The 19194-nt window shown below is 71.3% G+C and carries 13 protein-coding genes; 6 read left to right on the top strand and 7 right to left on the bottom strand.

Annotated features, from left to right (window positions below; genetic code table 11):
- Positions 1 to 7: 7 nt before the first annotated feature.
- On the bottom strand, positions 8 to 904 hold the full coding sequence (locus tag ACZZ9K_RS13350) for an endonuclease domain-containing protein (RefSeq protein ID WP_463444289.1): 897 nt from the start codon (positions 902 to 904) through the stop codon (positions 8 to 10).
- 261 nt (positions 905 to 1165) lie between these two features.
- Here ACZZ9K_RS13350 and ACZZ9K_RS13345 point away from each other — a divergent pair, with 261 nt between their 5' ends.
- Complete coding sequence (locus ACZZ9K_RS13345) at positions 1166 to 2155, top strand: LacI family DNA-binding transcriptional regulator (protein WP_463444288.1); 990 nt, start codon at positions 1166 to 1168, stop codon at positions 2153 to 2155.
- Positions 2156 to 2249: 94 nt separating this feature from the next.
- Here the strand turns inward: ACZZ9K_RS13345 and ACZZ9K_RS13340 are convergent, their stop codons facing one another.
- From ACZZ9K_RS13340 to ACZZ9K_RS13330, 3 genes are all read right to left on the bottom strand, one after another.
- Positions 2250 to 2897: a TrmH family RNA methyltransferase gene (locus tag ACZZ9K_RS13340; protein WP_463444287.1), complete on the bottom strand. Its 648-nt coding sequence runs from the start codon at positions 2895 to 2897 to the stop codon at positions 2250 to 2252.
- 21 nt (positions 2898 to 2918) lie between these two features.
- Positions 2919 to 3617: a TetR/AcrR family transcriptional regulator gene (locus ACZZ9K_RS13335; protein WP_463444286.1), complete on the bottom strand. Its 699-nt coding sequence runs from the start codon at positions 3615 to 3617 to the stop codon at positions 2919 to 2921.
- 180 nt (positions 3618 to 3797) lie between these two features.
- Positions 3798 to 7280, bottom strand: coding sequence for an SdrD B-like domain-containing protein (locus tag ACZZ9K_RS13330; protein WP_463444285.1), 3483 nt, complete (start codon positions 7278 to 7280; stop codon positions 3798 to 3800).
- Positions 7281 to 7460: 180 nt separating this feature from the next.
- On the opposite strand from ACZZ9K_RS13330, the gene ACZZ9K_RS13325 reads away from it, so the two are divergent.
- Positions 7461 to 8258 (top strand): HAD-IIA family hydrolase, encoded by a 798-nt coding sequence (locus ACZZ9K_RS13325; protein ID WP_027464991.1) that lies wholly within the window; start codon positions 7461 to 7463, stop codon positions 8256 to 8258.
- A gap of 78 nt (positions 8259 to 8336) precedes the next feature.
- On the opposite strand, the gene ACZZ9K_RS13320 is transcribed toward ACZZ9K_RS13325, so the two are convergent.
- Positions 8337 to 11405 (bottom strand): DUF7507 domain-containing protein, encoded by a 3069-nt coding sequence (locus ACZZ9K_RS13320; protein WP_463444284.1) that lies wholly within the window; start codon positions 11403 to 11405, stop codon positions 8337 to 8339.
- Between the two features lie 326 nt (positions 11406 to 11731).
- On the opposite strand from ACZZ9K_RS13320, the gene ACZZ9K_RS13315 reads away from it, so the two are divergent.
- The 3 genes from ACZZ9K_RS13315 to ACZZ9K_RS13305 all read left to right on the top strand — a co-directional run bounded on the left by ACZZ9K_RS13315 (position 11732) and on the right by ACZZ9K_RS13305 (position 16240).
- A complete protein-coding gene (locus ACZZ9K_RS13315; RefSeq protein ID WP_463444283.1) occupies positions 11732 to 12874 on the top strand; it encodes an EfeM/EfeO family lipoprotein in 1143 nt (380 codons plus the stop codon).
- Complete coding sequence (gene efeB, locus ACZZ9K_RS13310; RefSeq protein ID WP_463444282.1) at positions 12871 to 14199, top strand: iron uptake transporter deferrochelatase/peroxidase subunit; 1329 nt, start codon at positions 12871 to 12873, stop codon at positions 14197 to 14199. The genes ACZZ9K_RS13315 and efeB overlap by 4 nt, the downstream gene beginning before the upstream one ends.
- A gap of 61 nt (positions 14200 to 14260) precedes the next feature.
- A complete protein-coding gene (locus ACZZ9K_RS13305) occupies positions 14261 to 16240 on the top strand; it encodes a phospholipase C (protein WP_463444281.1) in 1980 nt (659 codons plus the stop codon).
- Between the two features lie 173 nt (positions 16241 to 16413).
- Here the strand turns inward: ACZZ9K_RS13305 and ACZZ9K_RS13300 are convergent, their stop codons facing one another.
- Entirely contained in the window at positions 16414 to 17304 is an 891-nt protein-coding gene (locus tag ACZZ9K_RS13300; protein ID WP_463444280.1) for a lysostaphin resistance A-like protein, read from the bottom strand.
- A gap of 37 nt (positions 17305 to 17341) precedes the next feature.
- On the opposite strand from ACZZ9K_RS13300, the gene ACZZ9K_RS13295 reads away from it, so the two are divergent.
- Positions 17342 to 18031 carry a metal-dependent transcriptional regulator gene (locus ACZZ9K_RS13295; protein ID WP_071246445.1) on the top strand — a complete coding sequence of 230 codons (690 nt, stop codon included), beginning with the start codon at positions 17342 to 17344 and terminating at the stop codon, positions 18029 to 18031.
- 462 nt (positions 18032 to 18493) lie between these two features.
- Here the strand turns inward: ACZZ9K_RS13295 and ACZZ9K_RS13290 are convergent, their stop codons facing one another.
- Entirely contained in the window at positions 18494 to 19138 is a 645-nt protein-coding gene (locus ACZZ9K_RS13290; protein WP_463444279.1) for a HEAT repeat domain-containing protein, read from the bottom strand.
- Positions 19139 to 19194 lie beyond the last annotated feature (56 nt).

Below are 19194 nucleotides of genomic sequence, written 5' to 3'. Positions count from 1 at the left end.
GCGGACGCTACCCCCGGCGCGCGAGCAGCGACCTCAGGTGTGCGATCGCGCCGAACGCCGTGGTGTCGAGGTCGGACTTCGCCCACCGGACGACCGCCCAGCCGAGACGTTCCATCTCGCGGTAGCGGCGGAGGTCACGGCCCCACTGCTCGGCGTCGGTCCGGTGGTGGTCGCCCTCGTACTCGATGACGATGCGTTGCTCCGGGTAGGCCAGGTCGACGCGGCCGACGAACCGACCGTCTTCGTCGAGCACGTCGACCTGCAGGTCGGGCTCGGGCAGCCCCGCGCGGACGATCGCCAGCCGTGCTCTGGTCTCCTGCGGCGACCCGGCCCCCACCCGCACGAGCTCGAGCGCCGCTCGCAGTCGTCGGACACCCGATCGCGCGCCAGCCAGGGCGACGGCGGCAGCGAGGTCGTCGATCGTCGTTGCGCACCGTCGTTCCGTGACGATGGCGTCCCCGAGTACGACGAGCTGGTCGACCGAGAGCACGGCACCGCAGTCCACCCACAGCGCCGCGGGCGTGCTCGTCGGCATCCCCCACCGTTCCGTCACCCGGGCACGGTCCGGTGTGATGCGGTGCCCGACGACCCCGCGACGTCGCGGTTGTGCGATCGGCACGGGACTCGTGACGTGCACCGGTCCGTCGTCAGCGAACGGGACCGGCAGCTGCCAGAGGACCGCCGCCGAGACGTGACTGATGAACTGCCCGGGGACCAGGACCGGCCGGAACGCCCGGATCCGGTGGACCGGGTCGGGCGGACGGTCACGTGCCCATCGGATCGACCGGGTCGGCCGGATCAGGTCACGCCGTCGGAGTCGTTGTCGGGAGACGCCCGCGCGGTCGGCGGCACCGACGTCGAACGCGCGCCCGCGCAGCGGTGTCGGAAGTGGTCGTGCTCGCATGACCACCACGTTCGCGCCCCGCGCCCACTGCCCGCGCGCCGAACGCGACTTCTGTGCACAACGCACCCCGGGCCTCCCGTGTGGAGGACCAGTCACGCGCAGATCGTGAGCAGACATGGTCGGGTCGCCGCCCCGCACCCGACCATTTCTGCTCACGAAGCGAAACCGCCACCCCGACGCCGCCCCGACACGACCCCGCCCGGCCCATGTCACGTCAACCGCTACGATCGACCCACGAGCCAACGGAGGTCGAAGCGCATCATGGGAGACGGCAAGCCCGCGACCATCTACGACGTCGCCGCACGCGCCGGGGTCTCGAAGTCCCTCGTCTCCCTCGTGCTGCAGCGCTCCCCCCGGGTCAGTGACCAGCGCCGGGCCGCCGTGCTCAAGGCCATCCAGGAGCTCGACTACCGTCCCTCCACCGCAGCGGTGTCCCTCGCCGGCACGCGCAGCCGCACCATCGGTGTGGTCCTCGACGACTTCCGCAACCAGTGGTTCGTGGACCTGCTCACCGGCCTGCGCGAGAGCCTGCAGGACCAGGGACACCGGCTCGTGGTCGCCGACCGGTTCCTCAACACGGGGCTCGATGCCTCTCCGGTGGAGGGCTTCCTCTCGATGCGCGTCGAGGGCATCGTGATCGCGGGCGAGCCCACCACGGACCTCGCGATCCCCGCGTCGATGCCGCTCGTGATCGCCGGCGGCCGCGTCGCGATCCCCCGTGCCGACACCGTGGCCAACGACGACCATGCCGGTGGCGGCATCGCGGCGCAGCACCTGCTCGATCTCGGCCACACCCGACTCGGGTTCGTCGGTGCGAGCTCGGCGGCCTCTGCCGAACGCCAGGCAGGGTTCGCGGAGGCCGCGGCGGCACGCGCATCCGTCGTCACGACGGTGCTGCCGGGAGAACCCACTGAAGAGGCCGGTTCCCGCGCCCTCGGCATGCTCCTCGACGAGCACCCGGACGTCACCGCGGTCTTCGCCGCGAACGACGTGATGGCCCTCGGCGCCCTGTCGGAGCTCGCCGAACGCGGGTTGCGCGTCCCCGAGGACGTCTCCGTCATCGGGTACGACGACACCCCGGTGGCCGCGATGCGCTACGTCGGCCTGACGAGCATCGACGACCGCAGCGTCGAGATCGGCCGAGGCGCCGGCGAGCGCCTGCTGGCCCGGATCGCCGATCCGAGGATCGCCGCCACGGAAGTGCTCGTCGAACCCCGCCTGGTCGCGCGCCGCACCACCGCCGCGCGCTGACGGTACCCCGGCCGGGAGGCCCGTCCTGCCTCCGCCCCGCCCGCTTCGTGAGCAGAAATGGTCGGGTTCAGGGCCCGTACCCGACCTTTTCTGCTCACGAAGTCGCGCCGGGCAACTCCGCGTGCTGGACGACCCAGCTGTGCATGACGATCGCCGCGGCGGCCGAGGCGTTGATGCTCCGCGTCGACCCGAACTGCGTGATCTCGAGGTGTCCGTCGGCACCGGCGACCGCCTGCTCGGTGAGCCCGGGGCCCTCCTGCCCGAACAGGAACACGCAGCGCTCCGGGATCGTCGCGGTCTCGATGCGCTCGGCACCGGGGGTGTTGTCGATGGCGACGACGGGACGCTGTTCCTCGGCCATCGCGGCGAGGAACGCCTCGACGTCGGGGTGGTAGCGGACGTGCTGGTACCGGTCGGTGACCATCGCCCCGCGCTTGTTCCACCGGCGTCGTCCGATGATGTGCACGGTGCCGGCCAGGAACGCGTTGGCGCTCCGCACGATCGACCCGATGTTCAGGTCGTGCTGCCAGTTCTCGATCGCCACGTCGAACGCGTGCCGTCGGGTGTCGAGCTCGGCGACGATCGCGTCCATCGACCAGTACCGGTAGCGGTCGAGCACGTTCCGGGAGTCCCCCGCGGCCAGCAGCTCGGGGTCGAGCCGCGGGTCGTCGGGCCAGGGTTCCGGGTGCGGCCCCACCCCGTTGGTCGTCAGCTCGTGCGACGGTTCGGGCGCAGTGGTCACCCGACCAGCGTACGGCCGAGGTCAGGCGGTGTGGGCCGGGTGGTCGATGCGCGACTCGATGCCGGCGATCAGGATGTCGAGGCCGAGCGCGAACCGGTCGTCGTAGGAGTGCTCGCCGAGGATCTCGCCCACCAGCCGGTGCCGCTCGGGGCGTCCGGCCTCGGAGTCCCCGCGCCCGACCTGCACCCCGGCGTGCCCGACCACGAAGTCGTAGACGACGAAGAAGGTGTACATCGCCTCGGCTGGCGGCAGTCCGGCGTCCTGCAGGGCGCCGACGACCTTCGCGACGACGGCGTCGGACTCGGTCGAGGCGAGCGGGGCACGCTGGCTGTGCGACTCGAGCACGAGCGGGTGGGTGCGCATCAGGTCGCGGAACGTCGTGGCGAAGGTGCGGACGACGGCGTGCCACTCGTCCGGCCAGACGAAGGTCGCGGTGAACTCGTCGACGGTGCGGCGGACCAGTTCGGCGTGCAGGTCGTCCAGCCCGCCGATGGTCCGGTGCACGGTCATCGGGGCGACGCCGAGCCGCACGCCCAGTGCCCGGAAGGAGAGGCGGTCGAGGCCGTCCTCGTTCGCGATGGTCGTGGCTGCGTCGATCACCTGCTCGCGGGACAGCACGTTGGGGCGGCCCCGGCGTCGTCGCGGCGTCACCTCGAGCTCCGTCTCCGACACCGGGGTGGGTCGGGGCGCGGTGGACGGGGTTCCGGGTTCGACGAGCACGAGGGGGCCTCCTTGATTCGGTACGTGTCCCGAAAAGCGTAGGGCAAAAGCCGACCGCAGTTCGGTGTCTCGACCATCTCGGGTCTGGCAGCAGCGCGCAAGAGCCGCTCCGGGCCTCCCGGCCCTTTCTGAGCGGACCGTCAGTGGGGCCGCGACGACTGCTCGCCGCGGCCCCGCTGCTCAGCGCTGGCTCGATCTGCGGGTGCGACGCCTGCGCGCCACGATGAGGCCGCCCAGGGCCAGGAGCAGCGCCGCCGTCACCGCCGTCAGTCCGAGTCCGTCGGCTCCGGTGAACGCCAGTCCGCCGCGTGCCGGGTCGCGGGATCCGTCGCCGGCACCCGACGACGCCTCCGCGTCGTCGCGGGTGCCGGGTGTTCCCGAAGACCCGGCGTTCCCGGCGTTCCCGGCGTTCCCGGCGTTCCCGGGATGTCCGGGCGTGCCGGGCGCTTCCGGCCCACCGGGCGTCACCGGCGGTCCGGTCGGTGTCTCCGCTGCGGGCAGGAGCCCCGCGTCGACGGTGCGGTCCTGTTCGATGTGCTCGAGCTGGCCCTCGTCGGAACGGATCGCGGCGAGTTCGACGGGGGCGGTCGCACCGGAAGTGTCGGCGTCGGAGTCGATCGCGCGGTCGTCGCCGACGAGCTCCTTCGTGAACTCCCGACCGTCCGGTGCCGTCCAGTGCACGGTGTAGGAGCCGGGGCGCAGGTCGTCGAAGGCGTACTCGCCGTCGCCGTCCGTGGTGGTCGTCCGGCGCACGGCGTCGCCGCGGTCGTCCGAGCCGGTGAGGCGGACCGAGACGTCCGCGATGCCGGCTTCGTCGTCGTCCTGCAGACCGTCGCCGTTCTCGTCGGACCACACGAAGTCGCCGATCGAACCGGCGACGACCGTGACCGTCGCCGGGTTGGACTGGACCGGCAGCGCGAGGTTCGAGGCGCGGAGGCCGAACCGGTTCGTGTACGCGTCACCGTCGCGCTGGCCCGCCGTCGCGACCACGACCCGGTGCGTCACGGTCTCACCCACGCCCACGGGGGCCGTCCGCAGGATGCGCGCAGCCGTGACGTCCGCGAGCCCGGCCGGGCACCCCCCGGTGCCGAACGCCGACGCCGAGCACCAGGTGGTGGCGCCACCGCCCTGGTTCGACGGGTCAGCGGCGTCGAGCACGACGTCGCGCGGGTCGCGGCTCGTGTAGCGGACGCGCTCACCGGCTGCCTCGGCGACCGCGATGGGCTCGGCGAGTCCGACCGTGCCGTGGAAGGTGGAGTTGCGGGTGTCCCCCCGGTACGGAAGGACGTCGATGACGTCCAGGCCGTCGATCGGGGTGGCGTCGATGTTCGTGTACCCGAGGTCCCACTCCAGGTGGTCCCCCGAGACGACGACCGGTTCGACGGCGGTCTTCTCGACGCCGACCCCGCCGGTGGCGACGACCTGGACGGCGCGCTGGGCGTCGCGGAAGGCCTTCGGCGACTTGTCCGTCGGCGAGGCGATGTCCGTCGTGTTGGTGATCGCACCCGCCGGGGCGAGCTTCGAGACCGTGGCGGTGTACGTGATCGGGTCGATCGCCTCGTTCGGCCGGACCGCTGACGTCCAGGTGAGACGCTGGACGTCGTTGCCGTCGTCGTCCTTCGTGGTGTCGATCTCCGGCACCTCGGAGGCACTGCCGGCAACGTAGGTCACGTGGTTCGGCAGCACGTCACGCACCGTCACGGAGGTCTCCTTCCCCGTGGTCTTGCCGTTCGTGAGCGACGGGTACAGGGCGTATTCGATGGTGTCGCCGGCGACGGTGAAGGTTGTCTCGTCGGGGGTGTCGGCCGCGTCGTGGCCCGGGTCGACGATCTTCTTCTGGATCCGGGCGAGGTTCTCGGTGAGGATGACGCTGTCGGACAGGGGACCGGCACCGAGGTCCGCGTCGGACCAGACGTCGTGCGCCCAGCGCTCTGAGCGGTCGCCGAACCACGCGTGACCGAAGTCGTAGGCCCGCGTGCCGTCCGCGGCGTCCTCGGTGGTGACGTAGCTGTAGAGCGTGCCGTCACTGCCACCGGGGACGTCACCGGTCGCGCGCACCGCCCCGACGGCGTCGATGCCGCCGGGGACGTCTTCCGGCTGGTCGTACCAGGGGCCGTCCTCGTCGTCGCAGGTCGCCTTCTGGCCCGCGGATGGAGAGGTCATGTCGTACGCGGCGTACTGCACCTTCGCGCTGGTCATGCCGCTGGTGAACGCCGCGACCCCGCCGCCGCCGACGCGGGTGACGTGCTGCGTGTCGCGGTCGAAGGTGTCGCAGAGGATCGCGTTCTCGAACGACGCCAGCCCCCTGTTGGAGGCGCTGACGTCGCTCCGGAGCAGCGTGCCCGGGGTGGCCCACGGGTCACCGTCGCGAGCAGAGCCCCGCTCGACGGCCTGCCCGTCGCCGATGACCCGGAGGAGCCGCTTCTGCGCGGAGCCGTCTGCGTACTCGAGGACGTTGCGCTTGGCGGAGTTGTCACCCGTCGGTTCCGTGCCGCCGGGGAAGTTCGGCGCTCCGCTGACGGACGTGGTCTGCAGCGGCGTGAAGGTGTTGACCGACTCGACCGAGGTCCCGGTCGGAGGGTTGGGCATCCAGAGGCTGATGTAGCCGCTCACGAAGTAGGGTTTGGCGCCGCCGGCGATCGGCCCGTTCGTGAGGCTCCTCGAGGGGACGTGCTCGGGGTCGGTGACCGTCCCGGTGATCGTGACGTCGACAGCCCGGCCGGGGGCCGCCTGCTCGCAGGAGAACGCACCGGAGTCCGTGACCGCTTGCTCGCCGCCGCCGCTGCCGCCGGGCAGGCCGCCCATCCGCCAGTCACCCGGCTCGTTCGGGCCGCAGACGGGGTTGCCGCCGTTCCACAGGACCGCATCGGAGGGCACGGCGCCGAGGATCTGGGAGAGGTCGTCCGTGAACGTCATCGGGCCGGCGCTCTTCTCGAACCCGAGGAGCCCCTGTCCGGACACGAGCGGCTGCCAGTCCACGGCGATCGGGTAGATCAGCTGCAGCCCCTTCGTCGTTCCGTCCGGACCGGTGACGTCGGTCCGGAGCGATGACGCGTGGACGTTCTTGCTCAGGTTGTAGCGCGCGGCTGCGGACACCGTGACGGCGTCGGCGACCGCGGTCACCGGGCCGTTCTCGGCCTCGTCCGCCGTCGCGGTCACCGGGACGGCGAGCGTGTCGCCGTTCTGCAAGTCGCCCGAGACGTCGAGGACGATCGGCACGGAGACCGTCCGGCCTTCTCCGAGCGTGCCGATGTTGCAGGTCAGCACGGCCGCCGAGACCGCAGAGCCGGGGCCGACGCAGATGGTCGGGACCCCTGCCCACGACGTGCCGGCGGGGGCGGTCACGGTGAAGCGTTCGTTCGTACTGCTGCCGTCGTTCGAGTTGAGGGAGACGCGGTACGTGACCGCGTCCATCGTGCGGACGATGCCGTTCTTCTCGCTCGCGTCACCACCAGCGCCGTCCGTCGGGGTGAAGGGGCCGTTGCCGTCCTTCGTGACGTCGATCGCGACGGCGACCGTGCTCTGCGGCGCGGCGGATGCGGTGCCGTCGGGCCCTTCCGGCTCGCTCGCCGTCACCGGGGCGGTCGGCAGGGCAAGACCGAGGACGACGCCAGCGGTGGCCAGCGTCGACACGGCGATGCGCGCTCTACTTCGAGATCGCATGGGTCTCCTTGTTCTCGCGAGGCTGATGTCCCGCAGATCGGGGGGACGAGGACCGCCCCGACCGGCAGCGTACGCACACATTGCATGTAACAACAATTATTCATGTTCCGCATATCACTGATGGTGATTGCCGAGCCTCGAGACCGCAGGCGCGAACCCCTGCGCAGTAGGGTGAGGGCCATGGCGACCCGAGACGACGTCGAGTGCTGGCTGACCGACATGGACGGCGTGCTCGTCCACGAGAACCAGGCGCTCCCCGGCGCTCCGGAGCTCATCCAGCAGTGGCTGGACGACGGCACCGAGTTCCTCGTGCTGACGAACAACTCGATCTTCACGCCGCGCGACCTCAGCGCCCGGCTCCGCGGCTCGGGCCTGCACGTGCCCGAGGAGCGGATCTGGACGAGCGCGCTCGCGACCGCGGACTTCTGCAAGTCACAGATGCCCGGCGGCTCGGCGTTCGTCATCGGCGAGGCCGGCATGACGACCGCCCTGCACGAGGCCGGGTTCATCATGACCGAGACCGCCCCCGACTACGTCGTCGTCGGCGAGACCCGCAACTACTCGTTCGAGGCGATCACCAAGGCCGTCCGCCTGATCCGCGCCGGGGCCCGGTTCATCGTGACGAACCCCGACGCCACCGGCCCGAGCGCCGAGGGGGTCCTGCCGGCGACCGGCGCCATCGCCGCGATGATCGAGAAGGCCACCGGCAAGCAGCCCTACGTGGTGGGCAAACCGAACCCGATGATGTTCCGCTCCGCGATGAACCGGATCGGGGCGCACTCCGAGAACACCGGCATGATCGGCGACCGCATGGACACCGACGTGCAGGCCGGCATCGAGGCAGGACTGCACACCGTGCTCGTGATGACGGGCATCAGCGACCAGGCGGAGATCGACCGGTACCCGTTCCGCCCGAGCGAGGTCATCTCCGGCGTGCACGAGCTCGTGCGCACCGAGCCCTTCGAGGTCGAGCTCTAGCGCAGGGCGAACGAAGTCACCCGGAACCGCACATCGTACGGCCCGGGTGACTTCTCACACCGCGATCTCTCGGACCACTCAGACCTCTCGACGGCGACGGCGCAGCCAGACCGCCAAGAGCATCACGGCCCCCGAGCCGAAGACGCCCAGGGCGATCGCGGCCGTCCTTGCGATGTCCGCCCCGGTGTACGCCAGGTCGGCCGGCAACGGTGCGACGACGAACCGGGCCTCGACCTCGTTGGACCGCACCTCCACGGCACCTCGAGGACCCACGGCCCCGTCTTCGCGCGCCACCGAACCAGTCGCGACCGCTTCGAACAGGACGTGACCGACGGTGACGTCGGCGTCGGTCACCTGACGCGGGGTGCTCGCTGTGCACGCGGTCTGCTCACCGGGGGCGAGCTCCTCAGCTCGGCAGGTGATCACGCCGGCCTCCACGCTCTGGACCGAGATCGACCGGGCGACCAGGTTGCTCGTGTTCGTCACCTCGTAGGTCGACGCGATCTCGTCGCCGGATCGCACCGGTTTGCCGTCACTCGGCGTCCACGCTCCTTCGAGGAACAAGGCCGATCGTGCATCGAGGCCGACCGTGACGGAGTCGTCCGCCGTCACGGTTTCACCGTTCGGGTCCTTGCCGCTCGCGGTCTCGATGAACTCGACGGCCCCGAGCTCGATGTCGTCTTGCGTGAGGGCATGGTCCGGCACCGTGCACGAGGTCGATCCCCCGGGCACGAGCGGTTCCGCGGAGCAGGTGACGGCGAGCTCGGGTCGGTCCTGGATCGCAGCGCCGATCTCCTTGAGCGTCGTGTTGCCGGTGTTCGTCACCGTGACAGCGACCTCCACCGAGTCCCCCGCAGCGGGAACGTCGTGCTCCGACGACGCGAGGTTCGCCGTGATCGAGGTGGACACACTCGGTACCTGGGGAAGCGTGACCGTGTCGTCGTCCTCAGCGTTCACCGTCCGACCATCCGGAGCGACCCCGACCGCGCGGTCGGAGAACACGATGCTTCCGCGATCGATGTCCGCCTGCGTGAGGGCATGGTCCGGCACCGTGCACGAGGTCGATCCCCCGGGCACGAGCGGTTCCGCGGAGCAGGTGACGGCGAGCTCGGGTCGGTCCTGGATCGCCGCGCCGATCTCCTTGAGCGTCGTGTTGCCGGTGTTCGTCACCGTGACAGCGACCTCCACCGAGTCCCCCGCACCGGGAACGTCGTGCTCCGACGACGCGAGGTTCGCCGTGATCGAGGTGGACACACTCGGCACCTGGGGAAGCGTGACCGTGTCGTCGTCCTCAGCGTTCACCGTCCGACCATCCGGAGCAACCCCGTCCGCGCGGTCGGAGAACACGATGCTTCCGCGATCGATGTCCGCCTGCGTGAGGGCATGGTCCGGCACCGTGCACTCGACGCTGTCCGTCGGTGCGAGCTCGTCCTGCGGGCAGCTGACCCCCTCGCCCACCAGACCCGGCATCGTGACCGCCACGTCGCGCAGCGTGACGTTCCCGATGTTCGTTGCGGACAACCGCAGCTCGACCGGGAGGCCGGGAACCGGCATGTCCGTCGCTTCGAGGGTCGCAGAGACCGAGGTCCCGATCGCCGGAGCGGACGCCGTGGTCGGCTGCGAAGCGGAGTCCGTGGCTTCGACCTCTGCGCCGAGGGGCGATCGTGCGGTAGCACCGACCTCGTCATCGATGTGCCCCCGGTCGATGTCCGCCTGGACGACACGACGGGACGGCGTTGCACAGTCCGTCGACGCGCCAGGGGCGAGGTCGTCAGCCTCGCAGACGACGACACCGTTGGTGCCCTCGACCTCGAGCCCGGTCACGGGGAGCGCCCCTGCATTGGTGACGCGCTGTGCGAACGCGATTCCTTCACCGAGATCGGCCACCGCATCGCTGCTTCCGCCGAGGACGGGACGGTCCTCGACGACGAGTTCGTTCTGCTCGGGCAGGAACGTGATGCTCGCGGTCTCGGGAAGGTCGATCCCGGTGTGGTCGGTCACCGTGTCGGCACCGATCGAGTAGGTACCCGCCGTCGTCGATGTCACGTCGACCGTGACCGTGCAGGAAGCTGCCCCAGCGGCGAGCCCACCCGAGACCGTGACCGTCGACGAGCCCCCGTCCGCCGCGACGTCGGCTTGTGCACAGGTGGTCTCGGCACGCGGGTCGGCCGACAGCACGAGATGGTCCGGCAACGTGTCCGAGAAGGACCAGCCCGACTTCGCACCGTTCTCGGACGTGTTCTGCACGGTGAACGTCAACCGTGCGGACTCGCCGACGAACGGAGTGGTCCCGTCGAATGCGTTCGCGAGACGCGGTGTGGCGTCGTACATCGTGACACCGTCGATCGCTCCGTCGTTCCCCGAGTAGTTCCCCTGCCGGTTCCGCATCGTCCAGCCGACCGCATCGTTCGAGACCAGCAGCGCTGCATCAGCAACGAAGTGCCCCCCGCGGACCTGGTGCCCACCGACCGAGTACGCCTTGGTCCCCGCAGTGGTGCACGGGTCGATCGCGGAATCGGTGACGGGACGCTCTCGCCCGCCGTCGACGAGGGAGAACACGAGCGACGGGTGGGCGAAACCGCTGCACGCCGACGCGGCGGCATCGACTCCGAAGGAGATGAACCGGTCAGTGCCGCCGATCGGAACGTCGCGCACTGACCCGACTTGCACACTCCCCGGCGTGGTGGACCGGTCCCAGGTCCAAGCACTGACGGCGTGGTTCGTGCGTGGGTCCCCACCGTTGATCTGGCCGAGCACGTAGGCGAGTTCGCCCACACTCCCCTGGTCGCTGTGACAGGTCGGCGCGGTCGGCGCGACGAAGTTCGTGATGATGCCGTTGCACTGCGCCGCGCTGACCCACTCGGGGTCTGCGCGGTACTTGACACCGTTCAGCCCCACGTACTGGGTGAGGAGCATCGTGGAGGAACCGACTCCCTGCTCGAAGCCCTCGCTGAAGATCACCTTCGGAGCAGAGCCGCTCGCGGACTTCGCGCCGTCCGCAGCCGGTGGGACAGCTCCGGCTCGCGGCAGTTGCCCCTCGGCATGCGCGCCGGCGGCGGTCAGTGACAGTCCGGCCGTGATGGTCGCAGCGACGGCCAACAACGCCGACCAACGCTTCCAGGCTCCAGCGCCCTGTGGCGATGTCATCGGTCTCCTTCAGGTCTTCGTCCGCGCATGCGCTCGGACGGGGGCTCGCGGACGATCGATGGATGGTCCATGCAAAATTTTACATTCCTTATCGCAATACGCAATCCCGCCCCGAGGCTGCCCATCCTGATGACGATCGGGTGAACAGAACCGTCCCGCGGTGAACGACGGGAAAACTGCCCCGCGGGTGACCCTAAGGTTGCCCTGGTTGGAGCCCAATACGGCTCTGATCAGGGTTTTCTGTAAATCGCCACAGGATGGGGTCATCGGTGCCGATGTCGGTTCGTGCCACAACGGCAGTGGTCGTCGGCGCGCTCGGAGCGCTTGTGGGGACCGCGATCGTCGCACCGCACCTGGTCCCCTCGTCGGCGCCGCAGACGTCGGCGGTCTCCGTGCAGGCCGGCACCGACGCCTGCGGTGCGGGGTGGCCGGCGAGTCCGGACCGCGCCCTCGCCGGCCCGCACACGTTCCGGATCCACAACACGTCCGTCGCCGGGATCGAGGTGCAGCTGGTCGACCCGACGAGCGGCGCGGTCTACCTCGACGCGGAGGGGCTGGGGGCGGGCGCGACGCACGACTACGGCGTCCGACTCCCGCGCGGCCAGTACCGCTTCCGTTGCCTGCCCGCCGACGCGAACCCGAGCACCGGACCGGTCGTCCACCTGCGCGGTGCCGCCCACGTCAGCGACGAGACCCCGGGGATCGTCCCGGTCACCCGCGACGACCTGATCCCCGCTGCGAAGTCCTACGGCACCTGGATCGAGAGCCGCCTGCCGGCGCTGCTCGACGACGTGCGTGCGCTCGACGCCGACGTCCGTGCAGGCGACGTCCGGGCGGCGCAGCGGGACTGGCTGGTCGGTCACCGCGAGTACGAGCAGCTCGGAGCCGCCTACGGGGCGTTCGGCGACGACGACACCGCGATCGACGGCCTCCCCGCAGCCGGACGGACCGCGCTCGACGACCAGCACCTGGCCGGGTTCCACCGTGTCGAGGCACTGCTGTGGTCGGGCGGCCCCAGCAGCCGTGCCGTCGCGCCGGCCGACGCCCTGGTCGCCGCGGTCGCGCACCTGCGCCGGACGTTCCCCACCCAGCGGGTCGACCCGCTCGACGTCGGCCTGCGCGCGCACGAGATCCTCGAGAACGCGCTGCGCTTCGAGGTGACCGGGGCCACCGACGGCGGCAGCCACACGGCTCTGGCCACGATCGACGCGAACATCAGCGGGACGGAACACGCGCTCGAGCCGCTCCGGCCGATCCTGCGGACCCGCTACCCGGGGTTGCCAGCCACCGATCGTGCGCTGGCGACCCTCCGCGCCGACGTCGGATCGCACCGACGGACCGACGGCAGCTGGGACACCCTCGACGGCCTCGGCCGCACCGACCGAGAGCACCTCGACGCCGACCTCGACGCCGCACTCGAGCGGCTCGCGCCCGTCGCCGCCATCTGCGACCCGAGGAGGACCTCGTGACCGAACGACCGCAGCACCAGGGCCCGCGGGCCCCCGGGGTCCAGCAGGGCAACCGGGAGCCGCCGACCACGGGAGCCCGCGGGCTCGGCCGTCGCGCGTTCCTGACCAGCGCGGTCGGTGCCGGAGCCGGAGCCGCTGCGGCGGCAGCGAGCCTGACCGCCGGGGGCGGGACGGGCCTCCAGGCAGCAGCCGCGACCACCGGCGGTGCCGACGCGGCCTCGTACGCGTTCCACGGCGCCCACCAGGCCGGGATCACCACACCGGCGCAGCGACAGTCGGCGTTCCTGGCGTTCGACGTGACCGCGGCCAGCCGCGGGGACCTGGCCGGCCTGCTCCGGACGATCACCGAGCGGGCCCGTTTCCTCACCCGCGGCGGCACGCCCGCCGACGTCGGGATCACCGCGCCGCCGGCCGACTCCGGCGTGCTCGGACCGGAGGTCGCGGCCGACGGGCTCACCGTGACGGCGAGCGTGGGCGCCTCGCTGTTCGACCACCGGTACGGTCTGGTGGGGCAGCGCCCGGCGCGGTTGCGGACGATGGAGGACTTCCCGAACGACGACCTCGACCGGTCGGTCTCGGACGGCGACCTGCTGCTGCAGGTGTGCGCGCACAACACCGACACCGTCCTGCACGCCGTCCGCGACATCGCCCGGGCCACCCGCGGCGGCATGCAGGTGCGCTGGCGGCAGGACGGTTTCGCCTCGCCGCCGCGCCCCTCCGGCACCCCGCGCAACCTGCTCGGGTTCAAGGACGGCACGGGCAACCCCTCCACCGCGGTCCGAAGCGTGATGGACGACCTGGTCTGGACCCGCGGCGGACAGGACGGCGAACCCGACTGGGTCACCGGGGGCAGCTACCACGTCGTGCGGACCATCCGGATGTTCGTCGAGTTCTGGGATCGCGTCTCGCTGCACGAGCAGGAGAACATGATCGGCCGCCACCGCGACTCCGGTGCCCCGCTCACCCGCAGCGGCGAGTTCGACGACCCGCGGTACCAGGACGACCCGACCGGTGACGTGATCCAGATGGACGCGCACATCCGGTTGGCGAACCCGCGCACGGCCGAAGCCCGTGCGCAGCAGATGCTCCGACGCCCGTACAACTACGACAACGGCACCGACACGAACGGCGACCTCGACATGGGCCTGTTGTTCGCCTGTTTCCAGGCCGACCTGGAACGGCAGTTCGTCGCCGTGCAGAAGCGCCTGGTCGACGAGCCCCTCGTCGACTACGTGTCGCCGGTCGGTGGCGGCTACTTCTTCGCCCTGCCCGGGGTCCGCCACGCGGACGACTGGCTGGGCCGTCGACTGTTCGCACGCATCTGACCGGGCCCGCCGGCCCCACTGCTTCCCCATCCCCGCCGTCCCGACCAGTGAGAGGTTCCTCGTGTTCCGACCTTCCGAACGACGCATCCAACAGGGCGCGCTCGCCATCATGGCCCTGGCGGCCGTCGCGGGGACGGCCATCGCCATCCCGCAGTCTGCGTCAGCCGCGGACAACTCCCTGCGGACCACCACCCCCGTCAAGCACGTCGTCGTGATGTACGACGAGAACGTGTCGTTCGACCACTACTTCGGCACCTACCCGAAGGCCGCGAACACCGACGGCACCCGTTTCACCGCGGTGCGTGGCACGCCGACGGTGAACACGCTCGCGTCCTCCGGCACCCTCACGAAGAACCCGAACGCCTACGCACCGTCACGGTTGACGCCCGCTCAGGCGCTCACCTGTGACCAGAACCACAACTACCTTCCCGAGCAGAAGGCCGTCGCCGGTGGCGCCATGGACAAGTTCGTCGAGAGCACCTCGGTGGACACCTGCACGGGCCTGTACGGATCGCCGGGCCTGACGATGGACTACTACGACGGCAACACGACCACCGGGCTGTGGAACTACGCCCAGAACTACGCGATGAGCGACAACGCCTGGGACACCGGCTTCGGCCCCTCCACCCCCGGAGCGCTCAACCTGATCAGCGGCAACACCCACGGCGGCACGGGCGTGGACTCGGTCACCGGCGCCACGGTGCCGACCTCGACCGCCGTCGTCGCGAAGGACGCCGCGGGCCAGGGCACCGTCACGGCCGACCCGGACCCCGCCTACGACGACTGCTCCGACAAGGACCGCACGTCGACGTCGAACCTGGTGAAGATGTCGGGCAAGAACATCGGCGACCTGCTCAACGCGAAGGGCGTCACCTGGGGCTGGTTCCAGGGCGGCTTCACCCCGACGACGGCGTACGCGGGCACCGGCACCCTCGCCAAGTGCGACGCCACCACGACGAACGTGGGCGGGTCGGTCAGTAACGACTACTCGCCGCACCACAACCCGTTCGCGTACTACGCATCGACGTCGAACCCGCACCACCTCGCGCCGACGAGCGACCGCATGATCGGCTCCACCGACCGGGCGAACCACCAGTACGACCTGTCCTCGTTCGACACGGCCCTCGCCGAACACCGGATGCCCGCCGTGTCGTTCCTCAAGGCCCCCGAAGCCCAGGACGGGCACGCCGCCTACTCCGACCCGCTCGACGAGCAGAGGTTCCTGACGTCGAAGATCAACGAGATCGAGCAGTCGCCGGAGTGGTCGAGCACGGCCATCATCATCAACTACGACGACTCGGACGGCTGGTACGACCACGTCGCGCCCACCATCCTGAACGGCTCGACGGACTCCTCGAACGACACCACGGTCTGCACCTCGGCTGCGACCAAGATGGGTGTCGCTGGCGGGTACCTCGACCGGTGCGGCCCCTCGCAGCGGCTGCCGTACCTGGTCATCTCGCCGTTCGCCAAGCAGAACCACGTCGACCACACCGCCATCGAGCAGACCTCGACCACGAAGTTCATCGAGGACAACTGGTCGACCGGGCGGATCGGTGACCAGTCGTTCGACGCTCGGGCGGGATCCCTCCGGGGCATGTTCGACTTCACGCACCCGCAGCACCGCGAGGTGCTGCTGAACACGACGACGGGTGCGGTCTCGCGGATCGTGTCGACGGCCGTCACTCCGAAGCCGACCCCCAAGCCCACGACGAAGCCGCACGCGGGGACCGGCAGTGGGACGGGCTCCAGCGCGGGATCCGGGGGCGGGGCGGGCACCGGTACGGGTACCGGCAGCGGCACAAGCGGCGGGGCGGCGCCGGCCTCGAGCACCTCGGCTGGAGGCGCGGGCGCGGGCGCGGGCGCGGGCGCGGGGCAGACCGTTGCCGCCGACCCGTCCGCGACCGATCCGTCCGCGAAGCGCCTGGCCTTCACCGGCGTGCAGCTCACCGGGGTCACGGTCGCCGCGATCGTGTTCCTGATGGCCGGCATCGCACTGGTCGTCGTCCGTCGTCGACAGCTCCGCCGTCGGGCCGGCTGACACGCAGCGTCGGGCCGACCGACACGGAACCGAACGGTGCCCCGGAGCGTCCTGTGCTCCGGGGCACCGTCGCGTCCACGCGCTGCCGCCCAGCGCCCGTCGGTGCAGCGCCCGTCGGTGCAGCGTCCGTCGTCGCCGCGTCCGTCATCGCGCCGTGCGTCGGATCCGTTCCCTCAGACCACGTCGGCCGGGAGGCGCGGCTCGCCTCCCGACACCACGACCGCCGCCATCGGCGGCACCGTCCGCCACCGCTTCGCGAGCCGACGGGGCCGGTCGTCGTACCAGGCGATGACCCCGCCGGCCACGATGCCGAAGGCGAGCACCCCGAACGAGAACAGCCCGATCAGACCGAGCAGGGTCAGCTTCCCGAAGTCGCCCGGGTCGGTGGTCGCCGTGAACCCGATCGACCCGAAGTCCCAGAAGGCATGCAGCAGCACCGGGGCGAGCAGCGACCCGGTCAGCCGACGCGCGACGTACAGCGTCGACCCGAACGACGCCGCGAACACGACCTGGACCAGCGTCGGCCCGATGCCGGCACCGGCGAGCGCGTTGAGCAGGTGCAGCAGCCCGAACAGCGCGCACGACAGGGCCCACACCCCCATCTCCGGCAGGCGCCGCCGCAGCCCCACGAGCAGGGTGCCGCGGGCCATCAGCTCCTCGAAGACCCCGACGAACAGCACCCCGACGGCGAGCAGCAGGAAGTAGTGCGCGGGCAGCGCCGTCCAGTCGATCAGGGGCAGCCGGACGACGCACACCACCAGCACGAGGATCGGCGCGACCATCGTCCACCGCAGTCGCGTCCGGACCGGGTCGACCGTGGCGATCCGCCACCAGCCGAGCGCCGTGACGAACAGGGCGAGTGCCGCGACGGCGATGCCCTCGGGGATGACGAGGGCGTGCACGACGCTGTCGACCGTCTGCCCGAGGGTCGCGTAGTCGTCGCTCGGCCGTGACCGCCACGCGCTGACCGCCGCGAACACCACGATCGGCGCGAGCCCGAGCAGCAGCGACGGCGGCACCGGCCAGCGACGGCGAGGGGCTCGGACGGGGGCGGTGGTGGTCATCTGCTGGTTGTACCAGGCGGGACGTACGATTGGCGGTATGCGCCTGCCCTCCCTGTCCACCATGGCAGAGGACTACGTCAAGCTCATCTGGAAGGCCAGCGAGCGCGGCGGGCCCGGTTTGGCGACGCGGGACATCGCGGCGTCCCTGAAGGTGTCGGCGTCGACGGTGTCGGGCAACCTCAAGAAGCTCGACCGCGACGGCCTGATCGAGCACACCCCGTACTACGGCGTCGTGCTCACCCCGCTCGGGCAGCAGGTCGCGGTGGCCATGGTCCGGCGGCACCGGCTGATCGAGACGTTCCTGGTGGAGCGGCTCGGTTACTCGTGGGACGAGGTGCACACCGAGGCCGAGGCCCTGGAGCACGCCGTGTCGGAGCGGTTCCTCGACCGGGTCGACGCCGACCTCGGCCACCCGACGCACGACCCCCACGGCGACCCGATCCCCGGTGCGGACGGCATCGTGCCGGACTCCCCCGGCACGCTGCTCGGCGCGATCGAGCCGGGAGCGTGCGGCACCGTCGACCGCGTCTCGGACGACGACCCCTCGCTGCTGCGGTACTTCGACGAGCTCGGGGTGGGGCTGGGCACGCACCTGCGGGTCGAGCGGGTGCGGGACTACGCCGGCGTCATCGCGGTGTCGCGGCGGGCGACCGACGGCTCGGAGTCCCTCGTCGACCTGCCGGCCGCGGCGGCGTCGTCCATCTGGCTCGCGCCCGACGGCGACTGACCGCGCTGCGAGTTGCTGGCCGTCACGCACGCGCTGGCCGGCGTGCGTTGGTCGGCCGGTCGAGACACCCCGCTCAGGTCCGCTGAGCGGTCACGCTCTGTCGCCCGGGAGCCCCGCAGGCGACGGTTCGCGCCCACTCGGCGCCCAGCGCACGGGGTGTCGTGACCGCACCGCGGCCCGCGAACACGCGTGGCGTCGGACGGGAGGCCCGGTGCCACGCCGCCACGCGCCTCCCGTCCGGCGCCCCAGCGGTCACGAAACCCCGCTCACCTCCGCCGACTGGTCACGAACTGTCGCCCGGGAGCCCCGCAGCCGACGGTTCGCGACCACTTGGGCCCCCACCCACGGGGTGTCGTGACCGCGCGACGCGCCCACCCCGCAGCCGCCCCACGACCGCCCCACGACCGTGACGGCGACGCTTCGTGACCACCCGGCGCTCCCGGCCGGGCGCGCCCGTCGGCCCTACCCCTTGACGGAGCGCGTCCGGCCGAGGGCGACCTCACGCCGGGCGCGTTCGAGGGCGAGCGCAGATGCGGCGTCCGGGTCGTGCAGCAGTCGTCCGGTTTCGCGCACGTGCTCCCGGACGGCGTCGGTCCCCCGCTCCGCGGCCGAGGCGAGGACGGGTCCGACGGTGTCCTCGCCGAGCCCCACCAGGGCACGCGACAGGCTGAGCCGACGCTCGCGGTCGCCGACGCCGAGCTGCACCGCGAGGGTCCGCGCGAGCGACGCCCGCTCGTCGTCCGGCACCAGTGCGACGGCCGTCCGCCAGGCCGCGCGGAGCACCTCGTCGTCGTGGTCCCCGAGCAGCGGCCGTACCGCGGGCCACGCGTCCGGGTCACCGATCTTCGACAGGGTGTGGAGCGCCTGACTGCGGGCCTGCGGCTCGGGGCGCTCGAGCTCGGGCAGCACGCGGGCCACGACGTCGTCGGCGGGGTGCCGGGTGAGTGCCCACGTCAGCATGTCGCGGACGAAGAAGTCCGGCTCGACGGCGCACTGCGCGACGAGCACCTCGAGGTCCGCGGGGTCCGGGGTGGTCCCCGCGGCCATCACGGCCTGCAGCCGGGCGGAGGATCGCGGGTCGGCGAGGGCGTCGGTGAGCGTGGTCATCCCTCCATCGAAGCCCCTCGCGCCGGGGCCGTGTCAAGCATCGGGGCATAGCGTCG

Source organism: Curtobacterium sp. AC268, from assembly GCF_979258745.1.
This window is presented reverse-complemented; position numbering and strand designations above follow the sequence as displayed.

Coding starts and splice junctions, on each gene's coding strand:
- ACZZ9K_RS13350 (WP_463444289.1), bottom strand. CDS start 904: ATGCGAGCACGACCACTTCCGACACCGCTGCGCGGGCGCGCGTTCGAC.
- ACZZ9K_RS13345 (WP_463444288.1), top strand. CDS start 1,166: ATGGGAGACGGCAAGCCCGCGACCATCTACGACGTCGCCGCACGCGCC.
- ACZZ9K_RS13330 (WP_463444285.1), bottom strand. CDS start 7,280: ATGCGATCTCGAAGTAGAGCGCGCATCGCCGTGTCGACGCTGGCCACC.
- ACZZ9K_RS13325 (WP_027464991.1), top strand. CDS start 7,461: ATGGCGACCCGAGACGACGTCGAGTGCTGGCTGACCGACATGGACGGC.
- ACZZ9K_RS13320 (WP_463444284.1), bottom strand. CDS start 11,405: ATGACATCGCCACAGGGCGCTGGAGCCTGGAAGCGTTGGTCGGCGTTG.
- ACZZ9K_RS13300 (WP_463444280.1), bottom strand. CDS start 17,304: ATGACCACCACCGCCCCCGTCCGAGCCCCTCGCCGTCGCTGGCCGGTG.
- ACZZ9K_RS13295 (WP_071246445.1), top strand. CDS start 17,342: ATGCGCCTGCCCTCCCTGTCCACCATGGCAGAGGACTACGTCAAGCTC.
- ACZZ9K_RS13290 (WP_463444279.1), bottom strand. CDS start 19,138: ATGACCACGCTCACCGACGCCCTCGCCGACCCGCGATCCTCCGCCCGG.